The organism is Dyadobacter endophyticus (assembly GCF_014641595.1).
In the GTDB taxonomy this organism is placed as follows: Bacteria; Bacteroidota; Bacteroidia; order Cytophagales; family Spirosomataceae; genus Dyadobacter; species Dyadobacter endophyticus.
Genome location: NZ_BMIA01000001.1, coordinates 2,513,310 through 2,535,560, shown reverse-complemented (window position 1 = coordinate 2,535,560; position 22,251 = coordinate 2,513,310). Strand labels below are relative to the sequence as shown.

15 protein-coding genes are annotated in these 22,251 nt (G+C 51.5%); 9 read left to right on the top strand and 6 right to left on the bottom strand.

What is annotated here, in order from left to right; translation table 11 throughout:
• The first annotated feature begins 119 nt into the window (after window positions 1–119).
• The 6 genes from IEY24_RS10295 to IEY24_RS10270 all read left to right on the top strand — a co-directional run bounded on the left by IEY24_RS10295 (window position 120) and on the right by IEY24_RS10270 (window position 7,421).
• Window positions 120–1,967, top strand: coding sequence for a chloride channel protein (locus tag IEY24_RS10295; protein ID WP_188931341.1), 1,848 nt, complete (start codon window positions 120–122; stop codon window positions 1,965–1,967).
• A gap of 100 nt (window positions 1,968–2,067) precedes the next feature.
• Window positions 2,068–2,643 (top strand): hypothetical protein, encoded by a 576-nt coding sequence (locus IEY24_RS10290; protein ID WP_188931339.1) that lies wholly within the window; start codon window positions 2,068–2,070, stop codon window positions 2,641–2,643.
• Between the two features lie 3 nt (window positions 2,644–2,646).
• A complete protein-coding gene (locus IEY24_RS10285) occupies window positions 2,647–4,773 on the top strand; it encodes a cation:proton antiporter (RefSeq protein ID WP_188931337.1) in 2,127 nt (708 codons plus the stop codon).
• 107 nt (window positions 4,774–4,880) lie between these two features.
• Window positions 4,881–5,852 (top strand): aldo/keto reductase, encoded by a 972-nt coding sequence (locus IEY24_RS10280; RefSeq protein ID WP_188931335.1) that lies wholly within the window; start codon window positions 4,881–4,883, stop codon window positions 5,850–5,852.
• Window positions 5,853–5,974: 122 nt separating this feature from the next.
• Window positions 5,975–6,706: a helix-turn-helix domain-containing protein gene (locus IEY24_RS10275; protein WP_229221795.1), complete on the top strand. Its 732-nt coding sequence runs from the start codon at window positions 5,975–5,977 to the stop codon at window positions 6,704–6,706.
• Window positions 6,707–6,830: 124 nt separating this feature from the next.
• Window positions 6,831–7,421 carry a dihydrofolate reductase family protein gene (locus IEY24_RS10270; RefSeq protein WP_188931331.1) on the top strand — a complete coding sequence of 197 codons (591 nt, stop codon included), beginning with the start codon at window positions 6,831–6,833 and terminating at the stop codon, window positions 7,419–7,421.
• Window positions 7,422–7,476: 55 nt separating this feature from the next.
• On the opposite strand, the gene IEY24_RS32960 is transcribed toward IEY24_RS10270, so the two are convergent.
• Entirely contained in the window at window positions 7,477–8,097 is a 621-nt protein-coding gene (locus IEY24_RS32960; RefSeq protein ID WP_188931329.1) for a collagen-like protein, read from the bottom strand.
• A gap of 221 nt (window positions 8,098–8,318) precedes the next feature.
• Here IEY24_RS32960 and IEY24_RS10260 point away from each other — a divergent pair, with 221 nt between their 5' ends.
• Complete coding sequence (locus IEY24_RS10260) at window positions 8,319–11,504, top strand: metallophosphoesterase (protein ID WP_188931327.1); 3,186 nt, start codon at window positions 8,319–8,321, stop codon at window positions 11,502–11,504.
• Window positions 11,505–11,557: 53 nt separating this feature from the next.
• Here IEY24_RS10260 and IEY24_RS10255 read toward each other — a convergent pair whose 3' ends face one another.
• Together IEY24_RS10255 and IEY24_RS10250 are read right to left on the bottom strand one after the other, a co-directional pair.
• Complete coding sequence (locus IEY24_RS10255; RefSeq protein WP_188931325.1) at window positions 11,558–12,463, bottom strand: TolB-like translocation protein; 906 nt, start codon at window positions 12,461–12,463, stop codon at window positions 11,558–11,560.
• Window positions 12,460–13,080, bottom strand: coding sequence for a CGNR zinc finger domain-containing protein (locus IEY24_RS10250; protein ID WP_188931323.1), 621 nt, complete (start codon window positions 13,078–13,080; stop codon window positions 12,460–12,462). Before IEY24_RS10250 ends, IEY24_RS10255 begins: the two co-directional genes overlap by 4 nt.
• A gap of 156 nt (window positions 13,081–13,236) precedes the next feature.
• On the opposite strand from IEY24_RS10250, the gene IEY24_RS10245 reads away from it, so the two are divergent.
• Together IEY24_RS10245 and IEY24_RS10240 are read left to right on the top strand one after the other, a co-directional pair.
• Window positions 13,237–14,142 (top strand): helix-turn-helix domain-containing protein, encoded by a 906-nt coding sequence (locus IEY24_RS10245; RefSeq protein WP_188931321.1) that lies wholly within the window; start codon window positions 13,237–13,239, stop codon window positions 14,140–14,142.
• A gap of 98 nt (window positions 14,143–14,240) precedes the next feature.
• Complete coding sequence (locus IEY24_RS10240) at window positions 14,241–15,443, top strand: epoxide hydrolase family protein (RefSeq protein WP_229221793.1); 1,203 nt, start codon at window positions 14,241–14,243, stop codon at window positions 15,441–15,443.
• A 65-nt stretch (window positions 15,444–15,508) separates the two neighbouring features.
• Here IEY24_RS10240 and IEY24_RS10235 read toward each other — a convergent pair whose 3' ends face one another.
• The 3 genes from IEY24_RS10235 to IEY24_RS10225 form a co-directional block, all read right to left on the bottom strand.
• Window positions 15,509–17,299: an Ig-like domain-containing protein gene (locus IEY24_RS10235; protein ID WP_188931319.1), complete on the bottom strand. Its 1,791-nt coding sequence runs from the start codon at window positions 17,297–17,299 to the stop codon at window positions 15,509–15,511.
• Between the two features lie 230 nt (window positions 17,300–17,529).
• Complete coding sequence (locus tag IEY24_RS10230) at window positions 17,530–19,038, bottom strand: RagB/SusD family nutrient uptake outer membrane protein (RefSeq protein WP_188931311.1); 1,509 nt, start codon at window positions 19,036–19,038, stop codon at window positions 17,530–17,532.
• Window positions 19,039–19,056: 18 nt separating this feature from the next.
• The gene (locus IEY24_RS10225; protein ID WP_188931309.1) at window positions 19,057–22,197 is read right to left on the bottom strand and encodes a SusC/RagA family TonB-linked outer membrane protein; all 3,141 of its coding nucleotides are present in this window, start codon (window positions 22,195–22,197) and stop codon (window positions 19,057–19,059) included.
• Between the last annotated feature and the right edge of the window lie 54 nt (window positions 22,198–22,251).

Sequence of the window (22,251 nt, the reverse complement as noted above, 5' to 3'; positions counted from 1 at the left end):
TTGTCGAGTCACGGGAATTCGAGTGTTTCGAGCACCGCCGAATTTGCCTGGCCTGGATTTTTACCTTTACTTTATCCGGTTAACCCAGACGTATCGTAAAGGGAACAAAGCTGACCATTGTGAAACAGGCTACAATCAAGAAATTCCACTCATTCCTGAAATTTAAAAGAGGGCTGACTGCGTACAGTTTAAGGAAGTTCAAGCTGTATGAAGTCATCATCTTCTGGCTTAAAAATATCCTGACCAGGTCGCAGTTTCTGATATTATCCGGGATATTGGTGGGTTGCAGTGCCGGATTGGCAGGCGTAATCCTCAAATCACTGGTGCACGGCATTCATAATCTGATCACGCACAGGGTGCATTTTGAGACGCAGATCCTGTTTTATGCGGTGTTCCCTTTCCTGGGGATCGTGCTCACCTCCATTGTCGTGATCCTGTTCTTCGGCGGTAATGACCGCAAAGGCATTCCGGCTATCCTGCATGAAATCGCCCAGAATTCCAGTATCGTCGCCCCGGTGAAAATGTACTCGCAAATAGTGCAAAGTGCCATTACTGTGGGGCTTGGAGGTTCTGCGGGACTAGAAAGCCCCATTGCCGTAACTGGCTCGGCGATCGGGTCCAATTTCGCACAAACCTACAAGCTCGATTACCGCGAGCGGACCTTGTTATTGGCGGCCGGGGCCACAGCCGGGATCGCGTCGGCCTTCAACGCGCCGATCGCCGGGATGATGTTCGCCGTGGAAATATTGCTAACCGGTGTGGTTTTTACGGACTTTATTCCCCTCGTACTGGCGGCAGTTTGCGGTAATGTGCTTTCCAGAATGCTGCTCAATGAGGAGACCCTGTTCCATTTCAGCAGCCGCCACCCCTTCAATTACCACAACCTGCCCTTTTACCTTGTGCTGGGTGTTTTGTGTGGACTTTATGCCCGGTACTTTGTGGTAATCGGGCATCAGGTGGAGCGATTTTTTGCCAATCTCAAAGGCGGGAGGCTCAGAAAGGCGATGATAGGCGGAGCGGTGCTGTCGACGCTCTGCGTTTTGTACCCGCCGCTTTTCGGGGAAGGTTACGAAACCATCAAGTCGCTGGTCAACGGGCAGGTCGGCGAGTTGATGGAAAACAGCTTTTTCGGCATTGTAGGCGAACAGCGGTGGGCTGTCGTCGTGTTCCTCACAATCGTGTGCCTTTTGAAGGCCTTTGCAAGCTCCATCACTATTTTCAGCGGCGGTAATGGCGGTAACTTTGCCCCCTCGCTTTTTGCAGGCGGCACGCTCGGGTTCGTATTTGCCTTGTTCTGCAACTTCATCGGCATCTCCGACGTGCCGGTGGCCAACCTGGTACTGGTAGGAATGGCGGGTGTCATGAGCGGGGTGCTTTACGCCCCTCTAACGGCAATATTTCTGATCGCCGAGTCCAGCTCGGGATACGATCTCTTTATTCCTTTGATGGTAGTGGGAGTTATGTCCTTTCTGATCTCCAAATGGTTTTCGGCCATCTCTCCCGATTTGAAAAGGCTGGCCGATGAGGGCAAGATATTCACGCGGGAACACGACCGGAACCTGCTTTCACAGCTGAATACGCTGGATTTCATCGACAAGGACGTACCCGTGGTGAACATAGACCTGCCATTTGAAAACTTTGTGGATGCATTGCACGAAAACCGGCATAACCACATGGCCGTGGTAGACAGCGAGGGTATTTTACGCGGAATAATCCTCGTTAAAGAGCTGCATCCTTACCTGTTTGCTTCGGGCGAAGAAACCGGTTTGACTGTCGCTTCCTTCATGCGGGAGCCGGCTGCAACGGTTGCGGAGACAGAGCCTGTCGCCCGGATCGTAACCAAATTTGATCAGACCGGCTCCTGGCATTTGCCCGTCACCGATCCCAAAGGCCGTTACATCGGTTTCATTGCAAAATCGAGGTTGCTCGACCGTTACCGCAGCCTGCTGCAAGCGCATTCGGGGTAGTTTTGGCTTTGTTTAAAGTAATACTTTTTTAACTTGCCTGGCCATACGCTATGAAAGCGGGCCGCACTATCCGGCATTTTCCACCAGAACTCATCTCCTTATGGCATTATACAAATACCTTCCTGGCACACTTGTAATCCTGAGCCTGTTCTGGGGTTGTCGCAACAAAGAAAAGGAGCGCGGGCTTGACTTGCGGGAGCAGCGAATACTTGCAAGAGAGAAAGAGTTCGCGACCAAAGAGGCCGATTATCAGTCGCTTCTGCGCATGCGCGACAGCCTGCTCACCAGGAGAGATACAGCCGTTATCATCCAGCACTGGCCCGACGATATTGCCGGACTCTGGAATAGCAAGTCGGTTTGCCGCGAATCCAATTGCGGTGACTATGTCATCGGCGACCAGCGGTCCAATACCTGGGAATTTATCAGTGACTCAACCGGGCTTTACACTCGTGTGATCAACAATAATAAGGTCGTCCGGGTGTTTTCTGCGAAGTTTGACAGTACCAGCATCCAGCTCCATTATGCCAGCGACACTTCGGCAAGCAAAAATCTTGAATTGACGGTGGAACTCACGCGGGACAATAAAAACCTTATCAAGGGAATGCAAACCGCGGGTATCGACAAATCGTGTACTGCGAAATTTTCAATCGAGCTGAACCGCTTGACAAACCGCTAAATTATGCCGCTGCTCAACATCCACATCGGCAGTTTACCGATCGAAGACCCGGTATTGAAGTTTCTGCTTGAACTGATCATCATACTCGGTGCACCACTGCTGCTCAATAAAATCAAGGTACCGCATTTGCTGGGCCTGCTGATTGCCGGTGCCCTGGTAGGGCCCAACGGCCTGAACCTTCTGTCGCGCGACAGCAGCGTAGTCGTTACCGGTACTACGGGCCTGCTTTACATTATGTTCCTGGCCGGGCTTGAAATCGATATGGGCGATTTCAAGAAGAATATGGGCAAGAGCATCACATTTACCGTGTTCACGTTTGCCGTTCCGTTTATTCTGGGAATGGCAGGCGGTTATTATGTGCTGGATTTTCCGTTACTTACCTGCGTACTGTTTGCCAGTCTTTTTTCTTCACACACACTCATTTCTTATCCACTGGTGAGCAAAATGGGCGTTGCGAAAAACTTGTCGGTTAATATCACCGTAGGAGGGACGATGCTGACGGATGTCCTTTCGCTCCTGGTGCTGGCCGTGGTGGTGGGTATGACGCAGGGTGAAGTAAATAGTGCATTCTGGTTGCGCCTGGGCCTTTCAGTGCTGGCGTTCAGCCTCACCGTATTATTTGTTTTTCCAATAATAGGAAGATGGTTTTTCAAAAAGGTCGACGACAAAATCTCCCAATACATATTTGTGCTGGTGATGATCTACCTCGCAGCCGTGTTGGCGGAACTTGCCGGCATCGAAGCGATAATCGGTGCTTTTTTTGCCGGGCTTGCGCTCAACAGGCTTATTCCTCATACGTCAGCCCTGATGAACCGGGTGGAGTTTGTCGGTAACGCCATTTTCATTCCCTTTTTCCTGATCAGTGTGGGAATGCTGATCGATTTTTCGGTTTTCTTCAAAAGCCTGGAAACCCTCGGTGTGGCGGCAGTAATGCTCATTGCTTCTATTGGCGGAAAGTATCTGGCGGCAGTATTGACGCAGAAGACATTCAGGTTGACGAAGGATGAAGGCATGATCATTTTCGGGTTGAGTTCGGCGTCGGCGGCGGCAACGCTGGCGGCTGTGATGGTGGGTTACAACATCATTGTTTCCGAGACCGAAAGCGGCGAGCCGGTACGTTTGCTGAGTGAACACGTGCTCAATGGCAGTATCCTGCTGATACTCATCTCCTGTACGGTTTCGTCGTTTGTGTCAATGTCGAGCGCGGCAAAGATCGCAGAGGCCGATAATGAGGCTACGGCGTCGGGGGCGAATCCTGAGACTGAAAATATTCTGATCGCCCTCAACTATGAGGAGACGGTGGAAAAGTCGGTGAACCTTGGCTTACTCATCAAGGCAACGCATAACAGAAACAGGCTGTTCGCATTGAATGTGATCAATGACGAAAAGAATGAGTCGTCTGTCAGGAATGCGGAAAAAACACTCCACGCGGCAGTGACGATGGCCGCGGCCGCCGACATCCGGATCCAGCCGCTTACCCGGTACGACAGCGATGCGGCAACGGGTATCAGCAATGTGATCAAAGAACAGAGGATAACCGATCTGATACTCGCATTGCAGCCCGACAAAGGTCTGACGCCTTCGTTCGTTTACAACCTTACCAATGGCTATTTGCAGAATGAAAATGTCAACACGCTGATCTACCATGCGGTTCAGCCCATTTCGACCATCAAAAAATACTTTGTTCTCATCCCGCCCAGAGCGGATAAGGAGCCCGGCTTTTTTCATGCCCTGCTCCGCGTATGGAACATCGGGAAGTCGTCGGGCTCGGAAATGGCTTTCTATACCAGCGCCCCGATCATCAGTATCATCGAAAGGGTAGCCAAAAAATCCGCCATTGAACTATCGTCGCACGCGATCGACTACTGGGGCGAGGCCGAGGAGGCTATCGCCGGGATCTCGGCCGACGAGGGGCTGATATTGTTTATGGCCAAACGGGGAATGGTATCCTTTTTTCCGAGAATGGGCCAGGTGCCCGACATCCTGAACCAGCACGCATTGACAAACAATTTCTTGCTCATTTATCCATTCTCACAACAAAATGCCGACGAGACTGAAAAGCGGTCCGTCAGCAACCACGACGATTTTGTCGAGATCGGCCGGATGATCGGTAAAATCTTTCCCGGGTAGCGCGTTTATACTACCTGATCCGTACAAGCAAGTTATTTGAGCCGTGGAGGAAATCGGCGGGGGGCGGTAACGCGTCATCTTTGTATCGTTAAAACCAACGAAAAAAGATGACAACGATCACAAAAATAAACCTTGGCCAGAATGGGCCGCTTGTTTCTAAACTTGGATTGGGCTGTATGCGCATGTCGCCCGTTTGGGGAGGCGTGGGCAGTGACGAGTCCGAAAGCATTGCTACCATTCAAACGGCGCTGGATCATGGCATTAATTTCCTGAATACGGGGGATTTTTACGCCGCGGGTCACAATGAATTGCTGGTGGGTAAAGCCATCAAAGGCCGCCGCGACGATGCTTTCATCAGTGTCAAGTTCGGGGCTATTTTTTACAATAACCAATGGCTTGGGCTGGACCTTCGCCCGGTGGCCATCAAAAACTTCATCAACTATTCACTCGTGCGTCTGGGGATTGATACCATCGATCTCTACCAGCCATGCAGGCTGGATAACAGCGTTCCGGTGGAAGACGTGATCGGTACGGTCGCCGACCTGATCACGGAAGGGAAAGTGCGGTACCTGGGTGTCTCCGAAATTACCGCTGAGCAACTGCGTCAGGCGCATAGCGTCCATCCGGTAACCGCTTTGGAAATAGGCTATTCATTGGCCGACCGGCAAATCGAAAGCGACCTGCTTCCGACGGCCAAAGAGCTGGGCATCGGCGTTGTAGCGTTTGCCAATACGGCCGAGGGGCTTCTGACGGGGGAAATGCACGCTCCGCTCGCAGCCGGCAGTTACCAGCACCACTTTCCGCGTTTCCAGGGAGAGAACCTTATCCAAAACCTGGCAACTGTGGAGGTATTAAAACAAATGGCAAGGGATAAAGGGTACACGGCGACGCAGCTGGCGATCGCCTGGGTGAATGCGCAGGGTGACCATATCATGCCGCTGGTGAGCATGAACCGGAGGGCGCGACTGTCGGAAAACATGGAGGCGATGGAAATCGGGTTTACCCCAGAGGAAATGGATGTGCTTAATACGCACTTTGCACCTGGCGCAATAGTAGGAGGAACCTATCTTCAACGATAGCGGGGCTATTTTCAAGCCTTGGTTTTTAATATCTTTACGGCGTGACGAATCCAACTGAAATAATCCCGGGTGTTATCTTTTACTCTTATCTCTCGAAACAGAGGAAAGATAAAGTGGCATTTATGGAACACAATACATTGATATTGCAGGTCTCGGGCCGTTTTTCGCTGGAAACGGCCACGCAGAAGGTATCGATGGGCGCCGGCGAGATGCTGCTGGTACAAAAGAATCAGTTAGGCGAAATTACCAAGACCCCCCTGGACGGGGAAGATTATCAGACCATCGTTATTTGCTTGCAGGAGGACATGCTGCGGACGATTGCGCTCGAAGAGCAGGTCGAAACGGGGCACAAATACTCCGGGCCGCCCAATGTGCTCATCCCGGGAAACGATTTTTTACGCGCCTTCTTTCAGTCGGTAATCCCTTATGTCCGCAACCCGCACGAGGCTGTAACCACCAGCCTTGGGATGCTCAAAGTGAAAGAAGCGGTGCATTTGCTGATGCACGCCATGCCGGAGCTGGAAGAAATGTTGTTCGATTTTTCGGAGCCCTATAAAATGGATCTGGAAAAATTCATGCTCAGCAATTTCCATTACAATGTGCCGGTCGAAAAGTTTGCGAGGCTTACCGGAAGAAGCCTGGCAGGTTTCAAGCGCGATTTTCAGCGGCTGTTCGGTATGTCCCCGCGGCACTGGCTTCAAGAGCGAAGGCTTGCAGAAGCCCGGTACCTGATCGAGACCAAGAACAAGAAGCCGTCGGCGATTTACCTCGACCTCGGGTTTGAAAGTCTTTCACATTTCTCACATTCATTCAAGAAAAAATTCGGTAAGGCGCCTACCGAGTGGTCGGTTTAAGGTTTACGCGATCGCCCCCTTCTTTTGGCAGGTTTACACCCGGATTCCCGTTGAATGTCAATGTACTTTTGTTTAGTCAGATCACGATTTCGCTGAATCAGAAAAACTAAATAGAGGAGAAAACATGGGAAAGATCATTGCTATTACCCAAATTTCGGTCGACGGCGTCATGCAGGCGCCTGGCGGGCCCGATGAAGATCCGAGCAGCGGGTTCACGCACGGTGGCTGGTTTATGCATTACGGGGACGATCTGCTGAATAAGACCATCAATGAAACCATCGCAGGAGAGTTTGAAATGCTTTTGGGGCGCCGTACCTACGACATCTTTGCGTCGTACTGGCCTCAGCACGACGACAATCCGATCGGAAAAGCGTTCAACAAAGCAAAGAAATACATTGCCACACGCACGCTTGACCAAACCCACTGGCACAACGCCCAGGTTGTACACGACGTGGAAGAAATCGGACGGCTGCGGGCTTCGGACGGGCCTGATATCCATATCTGGGGCAGCGGCAATTTGCTGCAAACGCTCATCTCCGCCGGGCTCGTCGATGAGCACCGCTTGTGGATCGCTCCGGTGGTGCTTGGCGGAGGAAAGCGGTTGTTTGAAAACGGCGTTCCCGCGGGCCGTCTCGCGCTGGTCGACACGCAAATCACCTCGACGGGTATGATTATCAATACCTATCGCCCCTCAGGACCGCTTCCGGGTGCCTAGTTCTTCGCCTTATTTTCGCTACGTATATCGGTATCCGCACGGCAACCCGGCCTGGCTAGTCAGTCAGGCCAAGTTGCTGTTTGATAAGTGCGTAATCTTTCAAATCAGCTATGTTGATACGTCCGCGGGCGTTGGGCGGGATGATGATCCAGCGAAATTCGAGGTCGAAGTCGATAGGGGTGAGTCTTTTGGCATAATAGAGCAAATCGAAGTTCATGGTCCCGACCTGGTTTTGAACCTGCATGAAATAGCCCAGCGTTAATTCTTCATTGGCGGAGGGCAAAGAAAACACCACATTTGACCGGCCATCATTGCGGTAATAGGCCATTACCAGTGCGCTGTCCAGAATAGCCTGGGTGATATTGTTGTCCTGATGCGTTACCAGGAAGTAGGTGGAGTCCTGGCCGCGCTGCCAGGCAGTATTAGGCACTTTGAGCCACGGCGATACGATCAGGTTTGCGACTCCCTTAGGTCCGGCGGGCCCTTGCGCGCCGTTTTGGCCCGGGGTTCCCTGTGGCCCCTGGGGGCCAGCCGGGCCGGTGTCGCCATCAGGTCCTTTACATGCCAAGATCGTACATAACAGGATGAATATCCAAAGGCAGCTTTTGCCGAAGAAAGGTATCGTTTTCATCATTTTGTCGAGGTAGGGGGAAGGGGCAAACGTTTCGAAATGCATGGGTAAACGCCAGCGTTTACCACCTCACTTTTCCGCGGAAACCGGGCAGTGAACACAAATAGAGGCTGTATCGACAATAGTTGTAACTGTCTGATTATTAAGGTCTGATAGAGGTAAATATATTGAATTTAATTTGGATATATAAAGAAAAAATAGCAATTTTTATATACAATTATTTGCACATCGCTGTCCCTCTTCTTCCATCTCAAATCCTAATGCTTATGAGACCGATTCTATCAGTCCTCTCATTTTGCCTCCTGTTGTTTTCGGAGTCTGTTGCCCAGACGGCCGTCATAACACGCGGCCCGTATTTGCAAATGGCATATTCGAAAAAGTTGAATGAGTTTGCTACAAGTGCTTCGGTAACCATCCGCTGGTGGACCGACATCCCTACCATCGGGCATGTCGTTTATTCGGCCGAGCCGGAATATGAACTGCTCGGAAATGGGTCGCCTATTGCTGATGAAACCGCAGCTACCACAGAGCATAGCGTTACACTGACGGGCCTTAAAGCCGATCAGCAGTACCGTTACTATATCGGAGGTTATATTGGAAGTGTTACTTCGGGATTTCCGCAAACCCTGGACAAGTCACCCGATCACTTTTTCAGGACGCCGCCGCTTACGGGTGTGAAAAAGAAGATCAAAATGTGGGTGCTGGGCGATTTTGGATATACCAACCCAACTCCCCCGACGGCCAGCCGCCAGGACAGTGTTATCGATGCATGGAAGGATTTCATGACGGTGAACAAAACAGGCCCGATGGACCTTTGGCTCTGGCTGGGCGACAATGCCTACGAGAAGGGAAAGAAGGACGAGTATCAGGAACGCATTTTCAATAAGACCAGGTCGCGATACGACTTTATGTTCCGGCAAACGCCCTTCTACGCCACCCCGGGTAACCACGATTATTTTGATGGAACCGTCGATAGCGCCTCGCTTTACCAGGTAAGGGCCAATAAGAACATTCATTATTACAGTGTCGTAGACAATTTTACGAATGGGGAAGGAGGAGGAGAACCATCGATGACCGAAGCCTATTATTCTTTTGACTATGGCAATATCCATTTCATCAGCCTAGATACTTATGGGTTCGAGAAGCTGGGTGACGACCACACGAAAATCCTGGCACCCAACGGCGTTCAGGTGCAGTGGCTGAAAAAAGACCTCGCCAAAGCCAATGCCAATCCGGATATTAACTGGGTGATCGTGTTTACGCATATTCCGCCGTTCAGCGGCGGTTCACATAATTCGGACACCGAGCGTGACCTGATGCAGATCCGCAACAACCTGGTGCCCATTCTGGACGCTTATAAAGTGGACCTGGTACTGGCCGGACATAGTCACAGCTACGAGCGCTCACGACTCATGCGCGACCACTTTACGACTTCCACCAATTTCGTGATGGCGACCCACAACCCGGCCGTAGGAAGCAATGCACAGGGCAACGCCCGCTATGATGGTACACCCAATTCGTGCTTTTATTACAAAAACAGCGCTGCTGCTAAAAATGAGGGGATCGTGTATGTTGTGAATGGGGCAGGTGGACGAAAAGGAGAGGCAGAGCTGAGCAGTAACCTGAAAAATCCGGGGCTCGTTAGCCGGTTAATGGCGTCGTCTTATTTTACCGGCGGCGGTTCGATGTATCTTGAGGTTGAGAACAAGCGGCTGACCGCCAAGTTTATCAGTGCTAAAAAGCAGGTGCTCGATCAGTTCACGATTTTCAAAGACCTGGACGGGTTCACCGTCCCGGAAACCGACGATTCTACCCGCACGGCGATCTGCGAATGTACAGATGCGCAGCCCGGAAGCAATAACTTCACGCATTACGTCGATAATAAAGGTAAACTGCTGCTGTCGATCAACAAACACGACCTGAACATCGGTAAAGTGGGGGTGCCTCCTTTTGAGGTGAAGCTGGGCGGCAAGCCGGGCAGAACGGAGGTGGGTGCACTCGGCCCTGGTACCAACTACGTGCGGTCGGACAGAGTCCGGTCGTTCAGCTCCAACTGGCGCGTCATGAACCGGTATTGGTCCGTTAAACCCAATCCCGAGCTCACGAAAAAGCAGCAGGTGACTGTGCGGCACTATTATACGGATTCGGATTTGACCTACCTGCGTTACAACGAAGGTGCTTACGAGCACATAGGGCATTTCAGTCTGCGGTTCTTTAAAATAAACAGTTTATTGCCCACTGCATATGACCTTAATCCCGTGAATGGCGTCCATAACAAAATCAAGGCTGCTGCGGACATCAACAAAGACGGTATCTGGCTCTATGACGTTTATCAGGGCAGTATTCCCAGTCAACAGGCCACCTTGTTTGAATACAAGTGGCGGTACGGGTTCAATCAGCCGGACATATTTTTTTACCCGACTAAATCTTATCCCTTCTATTCAGGCGAGTTCGTGGTAGGGCGGCTTAATGGGGGCGGGGGGATAGGCGGCCAGGTCTACAACCAGAATCCCCGTGGTACCGTTGTGATACTGAATGCCGGCCGTACGTGGAACTTTTACGCCAGAGGGACAGCTCCACCCGACAATGGCAAATACAACTGGAAAGGTGGACAGGACACCGATGAAATCACCGGAGCCGATGAAGACACTTATGATAACGACTCGCACTGGCAGTTTGGCTCGGCGCCCTTCGGATATTCGCCCAACCGGGAAGATGGCGAAAGGACGCTGATTCCGGCCTGTCAGGCAGAGCTGGATTGTTACGAGTTCCGTGGAACGGCATCGTACCTGCGCGAAGGCTGCCTTACCGCACCTTGTGCGAACCGTTGGACGACGTCGTATTACCGGAGCTCCGTTTTTATGACCCAGCAATATATGGCTTATCATAAATCGGTCATTATCAATTATAAAAGAGACGATGGCGTGGTGATTTATATCAATGGAAAAGAGCTAACCCCGCGGGATTCCAATATGGCCGCCGGTGCGGTTACCTTTCCAGTCCTGGCTAGTAACGCCAATCCGGAGTATTCCTGGCAGACGGTCGTAGTCCCGAATGACGGCAGCTTTTTCAGATTGGGCAAGAACACCATTGCCGTTGAACTGCATCAAACCAGTCTGACAAGCTCGGACGTGTATTTTGATATGGACATTACATTAAGTCCCGATGTGCTGACTGTCCCGACGCGCGTCGCAACAATGGCGGAAGCTCAGAGTCCTGCATCGGAATTTGTGATTTATCCGAATCCCGTCGATCAGGACAGGATCGTATTTGACAAGCCGCTTGAATACGAAACGCTGCGGATCACGGATTCGAAAGGGATTGTGCGGCGCTACCTGTCGGCGCCGGGTACTTTGAAGGAACTGGACCTATCCGGACTGCCGGCGGGTATTTTTATCCTTTCGAGCCAGCATAAAGGCAACGTGCGGCATTACAAGGTGATTAAGAAGTGACAAATGCAGCTGGCTGGTGTGTCGGATGACAGGTTATCATCTGATCACCAGCATCAGCGCGCCCGCGGGAGGTGTTTTGTGCTGATCCATTTTACATCGTAATTTGAACTATAAAACAAATACTGTCCATCCGGGGTGAGGTAGGAGCAGTATTCATAGCTGTCGGTATTGAATCGGGTGCCCATGTTTTCAGCGGTTGCCCAGGTGCCGTCTTCATTGCGGAGTGCGTAGTAGAGGTCACCGCTTCCATGCGAATCTTTCCGGTCGACGGACGTGAAGAGGAGGTACCGCTCATCCGGTGCGATCATCGGATCATGTTCCATCTTGACGGAATTGATAGCCGGGCCGAGGTTTTCAGGCTGCGTGAAATTGCCGTTCACGTACCGGCTAACGTATATATCGTGTGACCCGAGTGCGCCCTGCCGGTCGGACGCAAAGTACAGGTTACCATTAGCGGCAAGCGATACATAATATTCGGTACTGTCTGAATTTACGGCCTCCACATTTTCGGGTTTCGTCCAGGAGCCGTCCGGCCGGGGGCGGATCCGCCAAATATCATAGTCGCAAATGGTGTCTCCGGCGACTTTGGGCCGGTTCGAAATATAATACAGCGTCCCGTCGCTGGTGATGAAGGGATCAGCCTGCGAATAGCGAAGCTCATTGAACGGGGCCAACCGGGGTTTGCTCCACGATCCTGCTTGCAGCTCCGTTACATATATCATCCATTTACCCTTGCCTGATCTTGAAAAATAGAAGGACTTCCCATCCGGCGAAAAGGCTGAGTTGAAATCGAGCGAATCGCTGCTGACAATGCCGGGTAGGAAAGGCATCGCGATGGAGTCGGGCTGTGGCGTAGGATAGCCGATCGTCGCTTGTTGTCCCCCGTCGCGGGTGCATTGCAGGATGGTGAATGCGGTTGCGATGAGCAGAAGATGTCTGATGTATTTGCCGGAGCTCATGTGTTATGGCGGGCTTTGGTTTTCCTGTAATAGTATTCGAGCGATTTTTCGCGGCTGCCGCACACATTCATATCGCACCATTTGCGCTTTCCGTTTTTAGAAGTGTCCAGAAAAAGCCATCCGCAGCGTGGGCATTCTTTTATCCTTTCAAAACCATCGCGGGTAAGGATATCAAATGCGGATTTCAGGACGGGAAGCAGCGGCTCGTCCAAAGAAACCCCTTTACCGCCTAAATGTATCTCGGCACCGGCGGGGCCGAACGTTAAATGAATCCTTTGGAACGCGATTGATAGCCTCTGATTGAACGCATCGGTCACCGTAACGTCGGGCGGGGTGCCTTTGGCAATGGCCGAAAATAAACCGTAGAGCATTTCGCGGGCTTCGATCACGTCTTGAAGCACCGCCAGGGCAGCGTCCGGCTCCTGCACGGCATATTCACTAAGAGCCCGTAACTGCTTCCCGTCAAGCGATTCCGCCTTTGCGGACCACGTTAAAACATCCTCAAATGTTTCCAGGTAGTCGAATTCAGGCGCCGGTTTTCGGGTATTGACAGTGTTTACGAAATTAAACACCAGGCATCCTCCATCCATTTGCAGGTTATCCAACGTCCTCATCATGTCTGACCGGCTGATTGTTAATTTACATTCCATTCAAAAATAGCTATTTTACTAGTAAAACTATTTTTAATGGTAAAATAAAATTTTCACTATTTTGGCGGCCTGATAGGGCGTTCGCCCGCCGTTGACAAACAGGAACATAGAAACCAGCACGTTATGCACAAAAAATTCAATCTGACGTCCTTCAATCTGTACGAGTTTCTCAAACACCAAAATTCCCATGGTTTCAATGTTCCGTTCTTTCTGGCCGACAGGCATACCTATCAAAGCGCTCATGTAAATTTCCCGTTCCGGACATTCACGTTTGGTCTGGGTGTTACGTATTCCGGTGAGGGGGACGTGTTCAAGATCGGCAGTACCGATTACCTGGTGACGGGCGGGTGCCTTACGACCGTAGGGCCGGGGATGGTTTGCCAGTGGACGGGCAACTATACGGCCGAGCACGATACGGTCTATTTCACGGAAGAGCTGTTGGCGGGTTTACAAAACAACTCGTTTCTGCATTCGCTTTCATTCTTCTTCCACGGGGGCAGGCATGTGATCAGGCTCTCGGACGACCAGACCCGAAAAATGGCGTCGTTGTTTAGTCTGCTCAAAGAATTAAGAGACGACAAAAGTGCGGTTCCGGGTATCGTCCATTCCTTGCTGATGCTGGCCGAATCGTTCCATTCCGAGCTGTCTGGTCAGCCGCAAAACGCCGGCAGCCCGAACGGCGTTTCGAATCGGGTTTCCAACGGCATTTCCAACAAAGAAAAAATAGCCCAGGCATTCAGGAAGCTGGTCGCGGAGCATTTCCCGGAGCATAAGGAAGTTGCATTTTACGCGACTGCATTGCATATCACCCCGAAATACCTGAGTGAAGTCTTGCAGGCGGAATTAGGCAAGCCCGCAAAAGCATTCATCGACGAATATGTGGTGATGGAAGCCAAAAGTTTGCTGAAACAAACGTCCTTGTCGATCCAGGAGATCTGCTACTGGCTGGGCTTCGAGGACGCTTCGCATTTCAACAAGTCGTTCAAAAAGCAGACGAATACAACGCCGACCGAATACCGGAAAAACTGATTTGTTCAGCGGAGTTTTTTACTATCTTTCCCGAAATCCTTCCTAACGGCACCCCGCTTCATAGCGATACCTTTGTTTTACTCAAACAACAGGACGCCATGAAAAAACTTCGCATGCTCATTTTTACAGCGCTCGTACTGAGCCGGATGGTCACTTTTTCACAAACCAAAAAAAACGCAACTATGAAAAACATGGAGGTATTTAAAGTATCGGTTTCGCAGCAAGTACTGGATGATCTGAAAAGCCGTTTGCAGAACACCCGCTGGCCGGGAGAGGCGGAGGGCTCGGGCTGGCACTTCGGTACCAGCGAGGTATATTTGAAGGAACTGGTGCAATACTGGCTTACCACCTACGACTGGCGCAAGCAGGAAGCCGAACTCAACAAATACCCGCAATACATTGCCGACGTGAATGGGGTGAAGGTCCATTTTCAATATATCAAAGGCAAAGGCAAGAATTCCAAGCCGCTCATCCTGACGCACGGCTGGCCCGACAGCTATTACCGGTTCCACAAGATCATCCCGCTCCTGACCGAAGGGGAACAGAGTTTCGACCTGGTGATCCCTTCCATTCCGGGCTTCGGATTTTCGGGTAAAGTGGCCCTTACCACCGAAGCAGTTGCCGATTTATGGAAAGAGTTGATGACCGGTAACCTGGGTTATGAAAAATTCTATGCGGCCGGCGGAGATGTGGGAATGGGTGTTACGAAAGCATTGGCCTCCAAATATCCCGGGATTGTCGCTGGGGTGCATTTTACGGACGTTGGCTACCCCATGGGCCAGGAAGACCCCGCTACGATGACCGAGGCTGAAAAACAGTTCGCGCAGTTTGTACAGCAATGGTGGTACAGCGAAGGTGCTTATGCGATGGTACATGCCACCAAACCGCAATCGCTTGCCTACGGACTGAACGATTCGCCTACCGGACTCGCTGCCTGGATCCTCAGCTTTGGCAGTGCCGGGGCTTCTCCCGAAATCCTGGAAGGCGCATTTGGCGGCCGGGACGGGTTGCTTACCAACGTGATGATTTATTGGGTGACACAAACCATCGCTACCTCGGTGAGGATGTACAAGGCCGATGCGATAGCGCAATGGAGTGGTGCCCAGCCATTACAAAAATCGAATGTACCGGCGGGTGTGGCCCTGTTCCCCCGGGAGGCCCAGTTCCCGAAAGAGTGGGCAGAACGTTTCGTGAACGTCGTCAGTTTCCGGAAAATGAGCGAGGGCGGTCACTTTGCAGCGTTAGAGGTGCCCGACGTTTTCGCAACCGAACTGAGAAGTTTCTTTTACAGCATCGATTAGCCATAAATAGGATTTATTAAATGCCGCCGGAGCGTTTGCTGATAAACGCTCCGCCGGCATTTGGCTTATTTTTTAATGATTTTCTTTGAAACCGTGTACCCGTTTCCCGTCGTTACCCGAACCACGTAAAGTCCGGCAGGAAGGCGTTTTGAATCAATGTAGCGTTGGTTCTTCGCCCGCTGAACTACCGTACCGTTCGCATTGATCACTTCGATGTCCCAGGTATGCGATACTCCGCTTACGGTAATAATGTTGTCGGTAGGATTGGGGCCGACAGTTACCAGCACGCTTTCGGGAATGCGAACGGGTATCGTTCTGGAAAAAGCATGAGTTCCGTCGGTATCGACCTGTTTCAGTCGATAATAGACCATATCGGCTGGTGGTTCGGGAATGTCAGTAAACTGGTATTCCGAAATCCCGGCGACTGACCGGAAAGGGGCAGTAACCCGTCCCGTATAGTGGAACGTTTTAGCATCCCGCGCCGATTCCACGTCGAAATGGTCGTGCATGGTTTCAAATGAGGTAGCCCAGCTTAATGTGACCTGGTTTTGTTCCGTCAGCGCGGCACTGAAGCGGATAAGATGGACCGGCAGGCCCGAGCCGACAGTTACAACGCCCGGTACCCGCACATCGCTCGGGCAGTCGGCGCGCAGGCATGAAGCGTAATAGGTTTTGGATTCTTCCAGGACGGGCGTGGTATAACTGTTGCCTGACGCCAGGTGGTTGCCATTTGACGGGGCATCATACCAATTTATTAACCCATTGCAGCCCGTTGCAGTGAGGGTAGCGGTGGTCCCTTTCGGAATGCTCAACGGGGCGATGACCGGGTCCAGCCCTTTGCTGTTGATCAGCCCCGATCGCAGGGATTCCAGGGCATTCCGCATCCGGGTACGCTGGTCGTTGGTGAACTGCGACTGGCACTCGAAACTATTGTAACCCATGTAATTTTTGAGAACATTCCCGTACGGACTATTGTTGTTGCACGCATTAAGGGGATTGGGATTTCCTAAACAGAGATAATTGGAGCTTTGATTGACCGGCTCGGTATCGCAGATATTGTCACCCTGTGCGCTGCAATTGTCGTTCAGGGGGCATTCAACTGTACCCAGATCGCCCTCGCCGATCCCTCTCGAGAATGTGTGACCCAGAAACAGGGCGTGCCCCAGCTCGTGCGCGAGCAATTTGGTATTGAAGTAAGCCGACATCGTCATCATGCCATCGTTTGGCGAGTAGGCCCCCGTCGGATAAGCTGCGAATGCGCCAGCCTGGTCCATGTAATTTACCACCCATATATTGTAGTATTCAAGATTACTCCAATAACTCATGGGATATACCTGGTCATAAGGCAATCCGTTGCCGCCGACACCTGTGACACCAAATTGGGTATAGGCCGCATTGTTGGTGTAAATCCTGTTGATGCCCGCAGACGGTGTACACTGAGGTGACCTGACGGCCAGCTGAAACTGTATTTGCGTATCCACCCCGTCCGATTCGGGGAGCTGGTTTCTGAACATCTTATTCACCTCGGCAATCCCGTCGATCACCTGCTGGTCGGTCAGCAGGGAATAGCCGATAGGTTCAATAATATGCACAACGACCGGAATCGTATAAACCTGGTCGACGGCATTTGTGCGGCTGGCCTTTTTGGCGGCAATGTAGGCCGCAAGACTTTGTTGTGCATGGTTAAAAATTTGTTTCTGGGAATTAGATAGGATCAGCTTTTGATGTTGTGACGTAGAAGAGCAGATGGGACTGGCCAGCGGTTGGGCATGTAAAACTGCGATTGACAGCGATAGCGCCGCAACGATGATCGCGCAGCAGGCCCGGTTGGGCATAAGCCTGGTAATGTTTTTCATGGTAATGGATGCTTAGGGTTCACACGAAAATCATTCTGTAATAAATATAACTATATTTTAAATCAATATAATTATTCTCCGTGAGGCGATTCTGGAAACCGATGCGCGCGAAAGGTCGGTGTATAATAATTCAGACACTGCTCAATTACAGCACGTTGCGCAGGCGGCCCAATAAAAACAGCCGACTCAGTGAGCCGGCTGTTTCCATTCTAACCATTATTGTTTTTTAATTAAAACCCAGGGTTGTTTGGCAGCAAATTCGGGTTCACGTCCGATTCTTGTCTCGGTACCGGGAACAGCAGTTGCTTTTCGCTGAAAGTAGCGCCGAAAACGGTTTTGTGGCCCACGAAATTGTCCCAGTTGCCGGTGACGTCGTTGCGTACTTTGCGTGTCCTGATCATGTCGAACCACATTTTGTTTTCAAAACACAATTCAAAATAACGTTGCGACCACACTTCCTGTTCGAATGCAGTCTGGTTCAACCCTGAAACAGGTGCCAGGTTAGCGCGGGCACGGATCGCATTCACATACTCGACCGCCTTTGCGTTAGGCGTGCCCTCTGCGCGGTTGGACGCTTCCGCGTACATCAGGTACACGTCCGCGAGGCGGTAAAGCGTGTAATTCAGGTCGGATTTAATCGTGCTCGTGATCGCATTGGCATCGAACCACTTATAGATGTAGGTATTCTTGAATTTCACGGGCTGGCCGGTTTTGATGCTCGGAGCAGTGGTGTAAAAGAATTGCTTCTCTTCCACGCGCTTGTCGCCCTTCGGGAACGACTTGATAAACTCGGGCGTCGGGTAAACCGAGCCGTATTCATCCGCATACTTCGAAATGCCTGAATAATTCGGGATCGTAAGCGGCGTGAGCGGATTGGTCAGCGGCACGCTGGCAGCATATTGCACCTGGAAAATGAATTCGCCCAGGTTTTTGTTTGCCGGGTTGATCATGTCGGTGTAATTTTTGAAAAGTGTATAACCGCCTTTCTGAATCACATTGAGCGACCGCTTCGCCGATTCGGCATAGTACTGCTGGCCACCGTTGATCGCCGCGCCGGCGTAGGTCAGGTACACGTCCGCCAACAGCGATTCCACTGCCGACATTGATACATTTCCGGTCGTATTCGACCAGGGTAACGAGGATGCTTCCGCAGCGAGCAGGTCGGGGATGATGATCTTGTCATAAATGTCCTTCGCCGGGGTACGTGCGACGTTCAGGTCGAGGTTTGTAGGAACGGCGGTTACCGCAGGCACCGCGCCGTACATCCGCACCAGGTAAAAGTAGTACAATGCACGCAGCGTGTGGACCTCCGCAAGCATATTGTTCTTTTGTTCGTCGGTAAGTCCGGCCGCATTAATGCCCGGGATGCTTTGCAAAGCCAGGTTACAGGCACCCACGCCGAGGTACATTTGCTGCCACCAGGTGTCGAAGTAGAACGAAGTATTAGTATAACCCAGGTTCTGGTAGTTCACAAATCCGGTCTGGCCGAGATCGCTGTTGGCCTTGCCGGTCATGAATTCGAGCAAATTGTAGGTGTTCCCGCCATAGGAAGCAGGCTGGCCGGCCAAAAGCCCCTGCAAGTTAACATACGCGGAATTCGCATAAGCCCGGGCCACTTTGCTGCTGGACGCCTCCGATTCGGGTGTCAGGAAGCCGGTCGGGTTCTCCTCGAGAAAATCCGAGCAGGAACCCAGGGTCAGCAATGATGCTGCCAGCAATATATTTTTCAGCACTTTCATATCTTTTGTAGTTGCGGTTTAAAAAGTAAGTGTCAAGCCCAGGTTCCAAACCCGTGGGCGGGGATTGGAGAAGAAATCCAGGTTTTGCGAGAAGGCGGTATTAGCCCCGTAGCCGGAATTGAATGTATCCACCTCGGGGTCGTAACCGGTGTATTTCGTGATCACAAACAGGTTCTGGACACTTGCGTACAGGCGCAGACGGTCAATTCTCAGCTTTTCAAGAACAGGGTCGTTGAACGAGTAGCCTAGCATGAAGTTCTGGCCGCGGATAAACGAGCCGTTTTCAACCCACCAGGTATCGAAATGCGAATCCTGCGCGAACTTGTAGTTCCGCACTTGCGAGATCATGGTGTTCTGGTTTGTAGGTGTCCATGCGTTCAGCACGGTAGCGAGGCTGTTGGCGATGGTCTGTCTGTCTTCCACCGAGTGCTTGAATGTCGCTGCCGTATTCAGGCCTTCGACAAACCGGATGTTGAATGAAAAATCCCAGCCTTTGTACTTCATGGTACTGTTGAAGCTGCCGGTCCATTTAGGCGTCGTGCGGCCGATAATGCTGTAATAATTGCTGCCGTCGGCATTGTAAATGTACTTTCTGTCGCCTGGTTTCAGGTTATGCTCCGCGGCCAGGGCTGCTTCGTCGGTGCTGTAAGTTCCGAGCCTTGTCATGCCGTACAATGAACCGATCGGCTCGCCTACGCGCAGGATGTTGGTCTGCCCGAGGAAGTTGGGGCCGGGAAAAATGTCGGCATTACCACGGTTCAATTTCAGGATCTTGTTCACATTGGTGGCGAAAATAAAGTTGGTGGTCCAGGAGAAGTTGCGCGTCTCGATGTTCGTCGTATTCAAGCTCACTTCAAAGCCCGAGTTCCGCACCGAACCTACGTTTTGGTACACATTCGCATTCACTTCACCGGCCGACCACGGAATAGGCGCTTGAAGCAGCAGGTCTTTCGTCACGCGGTTGTAATAATCCACCGTCAGGTCGATTTTTTGTCCCAGACCCAGTTCAACACCCGCATCGAATTGCAGCGATTTCTCCCATTTCAAATTGGGGTTACCCAAATAGCTCGGCAGCAAAGTCGATTGCAATGCTCCGTTCAGAACCGTACTGGTTGCATTGGTAGTGCCTGGCTGAATTTGTGCAATAGATTGATACTGACCGATTTCCTGATTTCCCGAAAGCCCGTAGCTGGTGCGTACTTTCAAATTGGTGATCGTCTTGTTGCCTTTCAGGAAAGCCTCTTCCGAAACGCGCCACGCGGCACCTATCGAAGGGAAAAACGCATATTTATTGTTCGCACCGAATTTCGATGATCCATCATAGCGACCGGTCGCCGTGAACAGGTACTTCTCGTCGAGGTTGTAAGTCGCCCGGGCGAAGTAGGAGTTCATGGCCCATTTGTAATCGGCTGAGGTAGAGGAGCTCCTTACAGAACCGGAACCTAGCGTGTGCCATTGGAAGATGTCGTCGATAAAGTTCTGGGTTTCAACAAAATCGGTTTCCTGGTTGTACTGCTGCCACGAAGCGCCGAGCAATGCCGTAAACCGGTGGCGCTGGTTGATCGTCTTGTTCCAGGTCAGGTAGTTTTCCGATTGCCAGTAAGTGTTCAGATAGCCCCGGATGTTCGCGACCCCGCCCTGGTCGGCCGACATGTGCGCCAGGTTTTGGGAAGAGAAGTAATTGTTTTTCTGCGATTGCAGGTTAAATCCGAGGTCGGTTTTGAAATCCAGGTCCTTGGTGATGTGGAATAGCAAATAGGTATTGCCCAGGGATTGGAGCGTGTTGTTGATGGTATACCGGTTGTTGGCGATGTTCACGGGGTTGGGGCCACCTTCCAACCCGGCGATGTCGTTGTTGCCGGCCCAGGTACCGTCGGGATATTTAACAGGTAGGATAGGTACCTCTTCCGACACCATGCGGGGCACATTCAACGAGCCGTTGCCGTCGGACACCATGCGCTGGCGGCTGTCGATCAGTGACAGGCTTCCGCCCACTTTCAGCCACTTGTTGATATCGCTGTCAACGGTAAATCGAAGGTTGTACCGCTTGAATGCGGAAGTGGCCATTAGACCATTCTGGTTCAGGTAGCCCAGCGAAAGGCTGAATAGGGTTTTATCGTTACCTCCCTGGAAATTAAGCGAATGATTGGTGGAAATGGCCGGCTTGTACACTTCTTTCTCCCAGTTGGTATTGTACAATGGCTTGTCGTTGGCATCGAACAGCAACGGGAAATTGGCGTGGTTGAGCAACGCAGGGGGCGTCCAGGTGCCGCCGGCCGGGTCGAATTTGGTACCATTGGCATAGGCCTCGTTGTAGACCTTCACAAACTCATCGGAATTTAGCGTTTTGACATGGCGGTAAAGATCACTTACATTGACATTCCCGTCATAAGAAACCTTCATTCCGCCCGCCCGTCCGCGTTTGGTCGTGATCATGATCACGCCATTGGCACCTCTCGCACCGTAAATGGCTGTCGACGAGGCATCTTTGAGCACTTCGAGCGAAGCAATATCATTCGGATTGATCGAGTTTCCGTCCACACCGATCACCCCATCCACCACGTAAAGCGGGTCGATATTGGAGTTGATGGAGCCGATACCGCGAACGCGCACTTTTGCCGCCGCACCGGGTGCATTGCTGTTTACGCTCACCTCGACACCCGCAATTTTACCTTGAAGGGCCTGCGAAACGTTGGGTACCGGCTTGTCCATCAGCTGCTCACCTTTGATGGTGGCCACAGCGCCTGTAAGATCCGATTTGCGTACGGTACCGTACCCGATCACGACCACTTCGCTCAGCGCTTTCGCGTCCGTAGCCAGGTTTACATCGATTACCGACTGGCTCCCGACGGTAATTTCCTGGCTGGTGAAGCCTACAAAGCTGAATACCAGTACGCTGGATTCACCAGGGACATTAATTTCGTAATTTCCGGAAGCATCTGTGGAGGTTCCGATGCCGGTTCCTTTAATGAGCACATTCACGCCGGGCAGTGGAGAGGCGTCTTTAGAATCGAGTACTTTACCTGTAATTTTCTTATCGGCGGCAAAAATGTTTCCGCCGGCGTTGGCGCAAAGCGAGATCAGGAGCAAAAGGTTTAGCAGGATTATCTTTATAATCCCTCCCGACCGGTCGACGGGCGGTTGTACATAACTTTTCATGTAGAAATCAGTTAGTTTTTATCAAGCGTTTTATTTCAAAAAAATAGGTAGAGG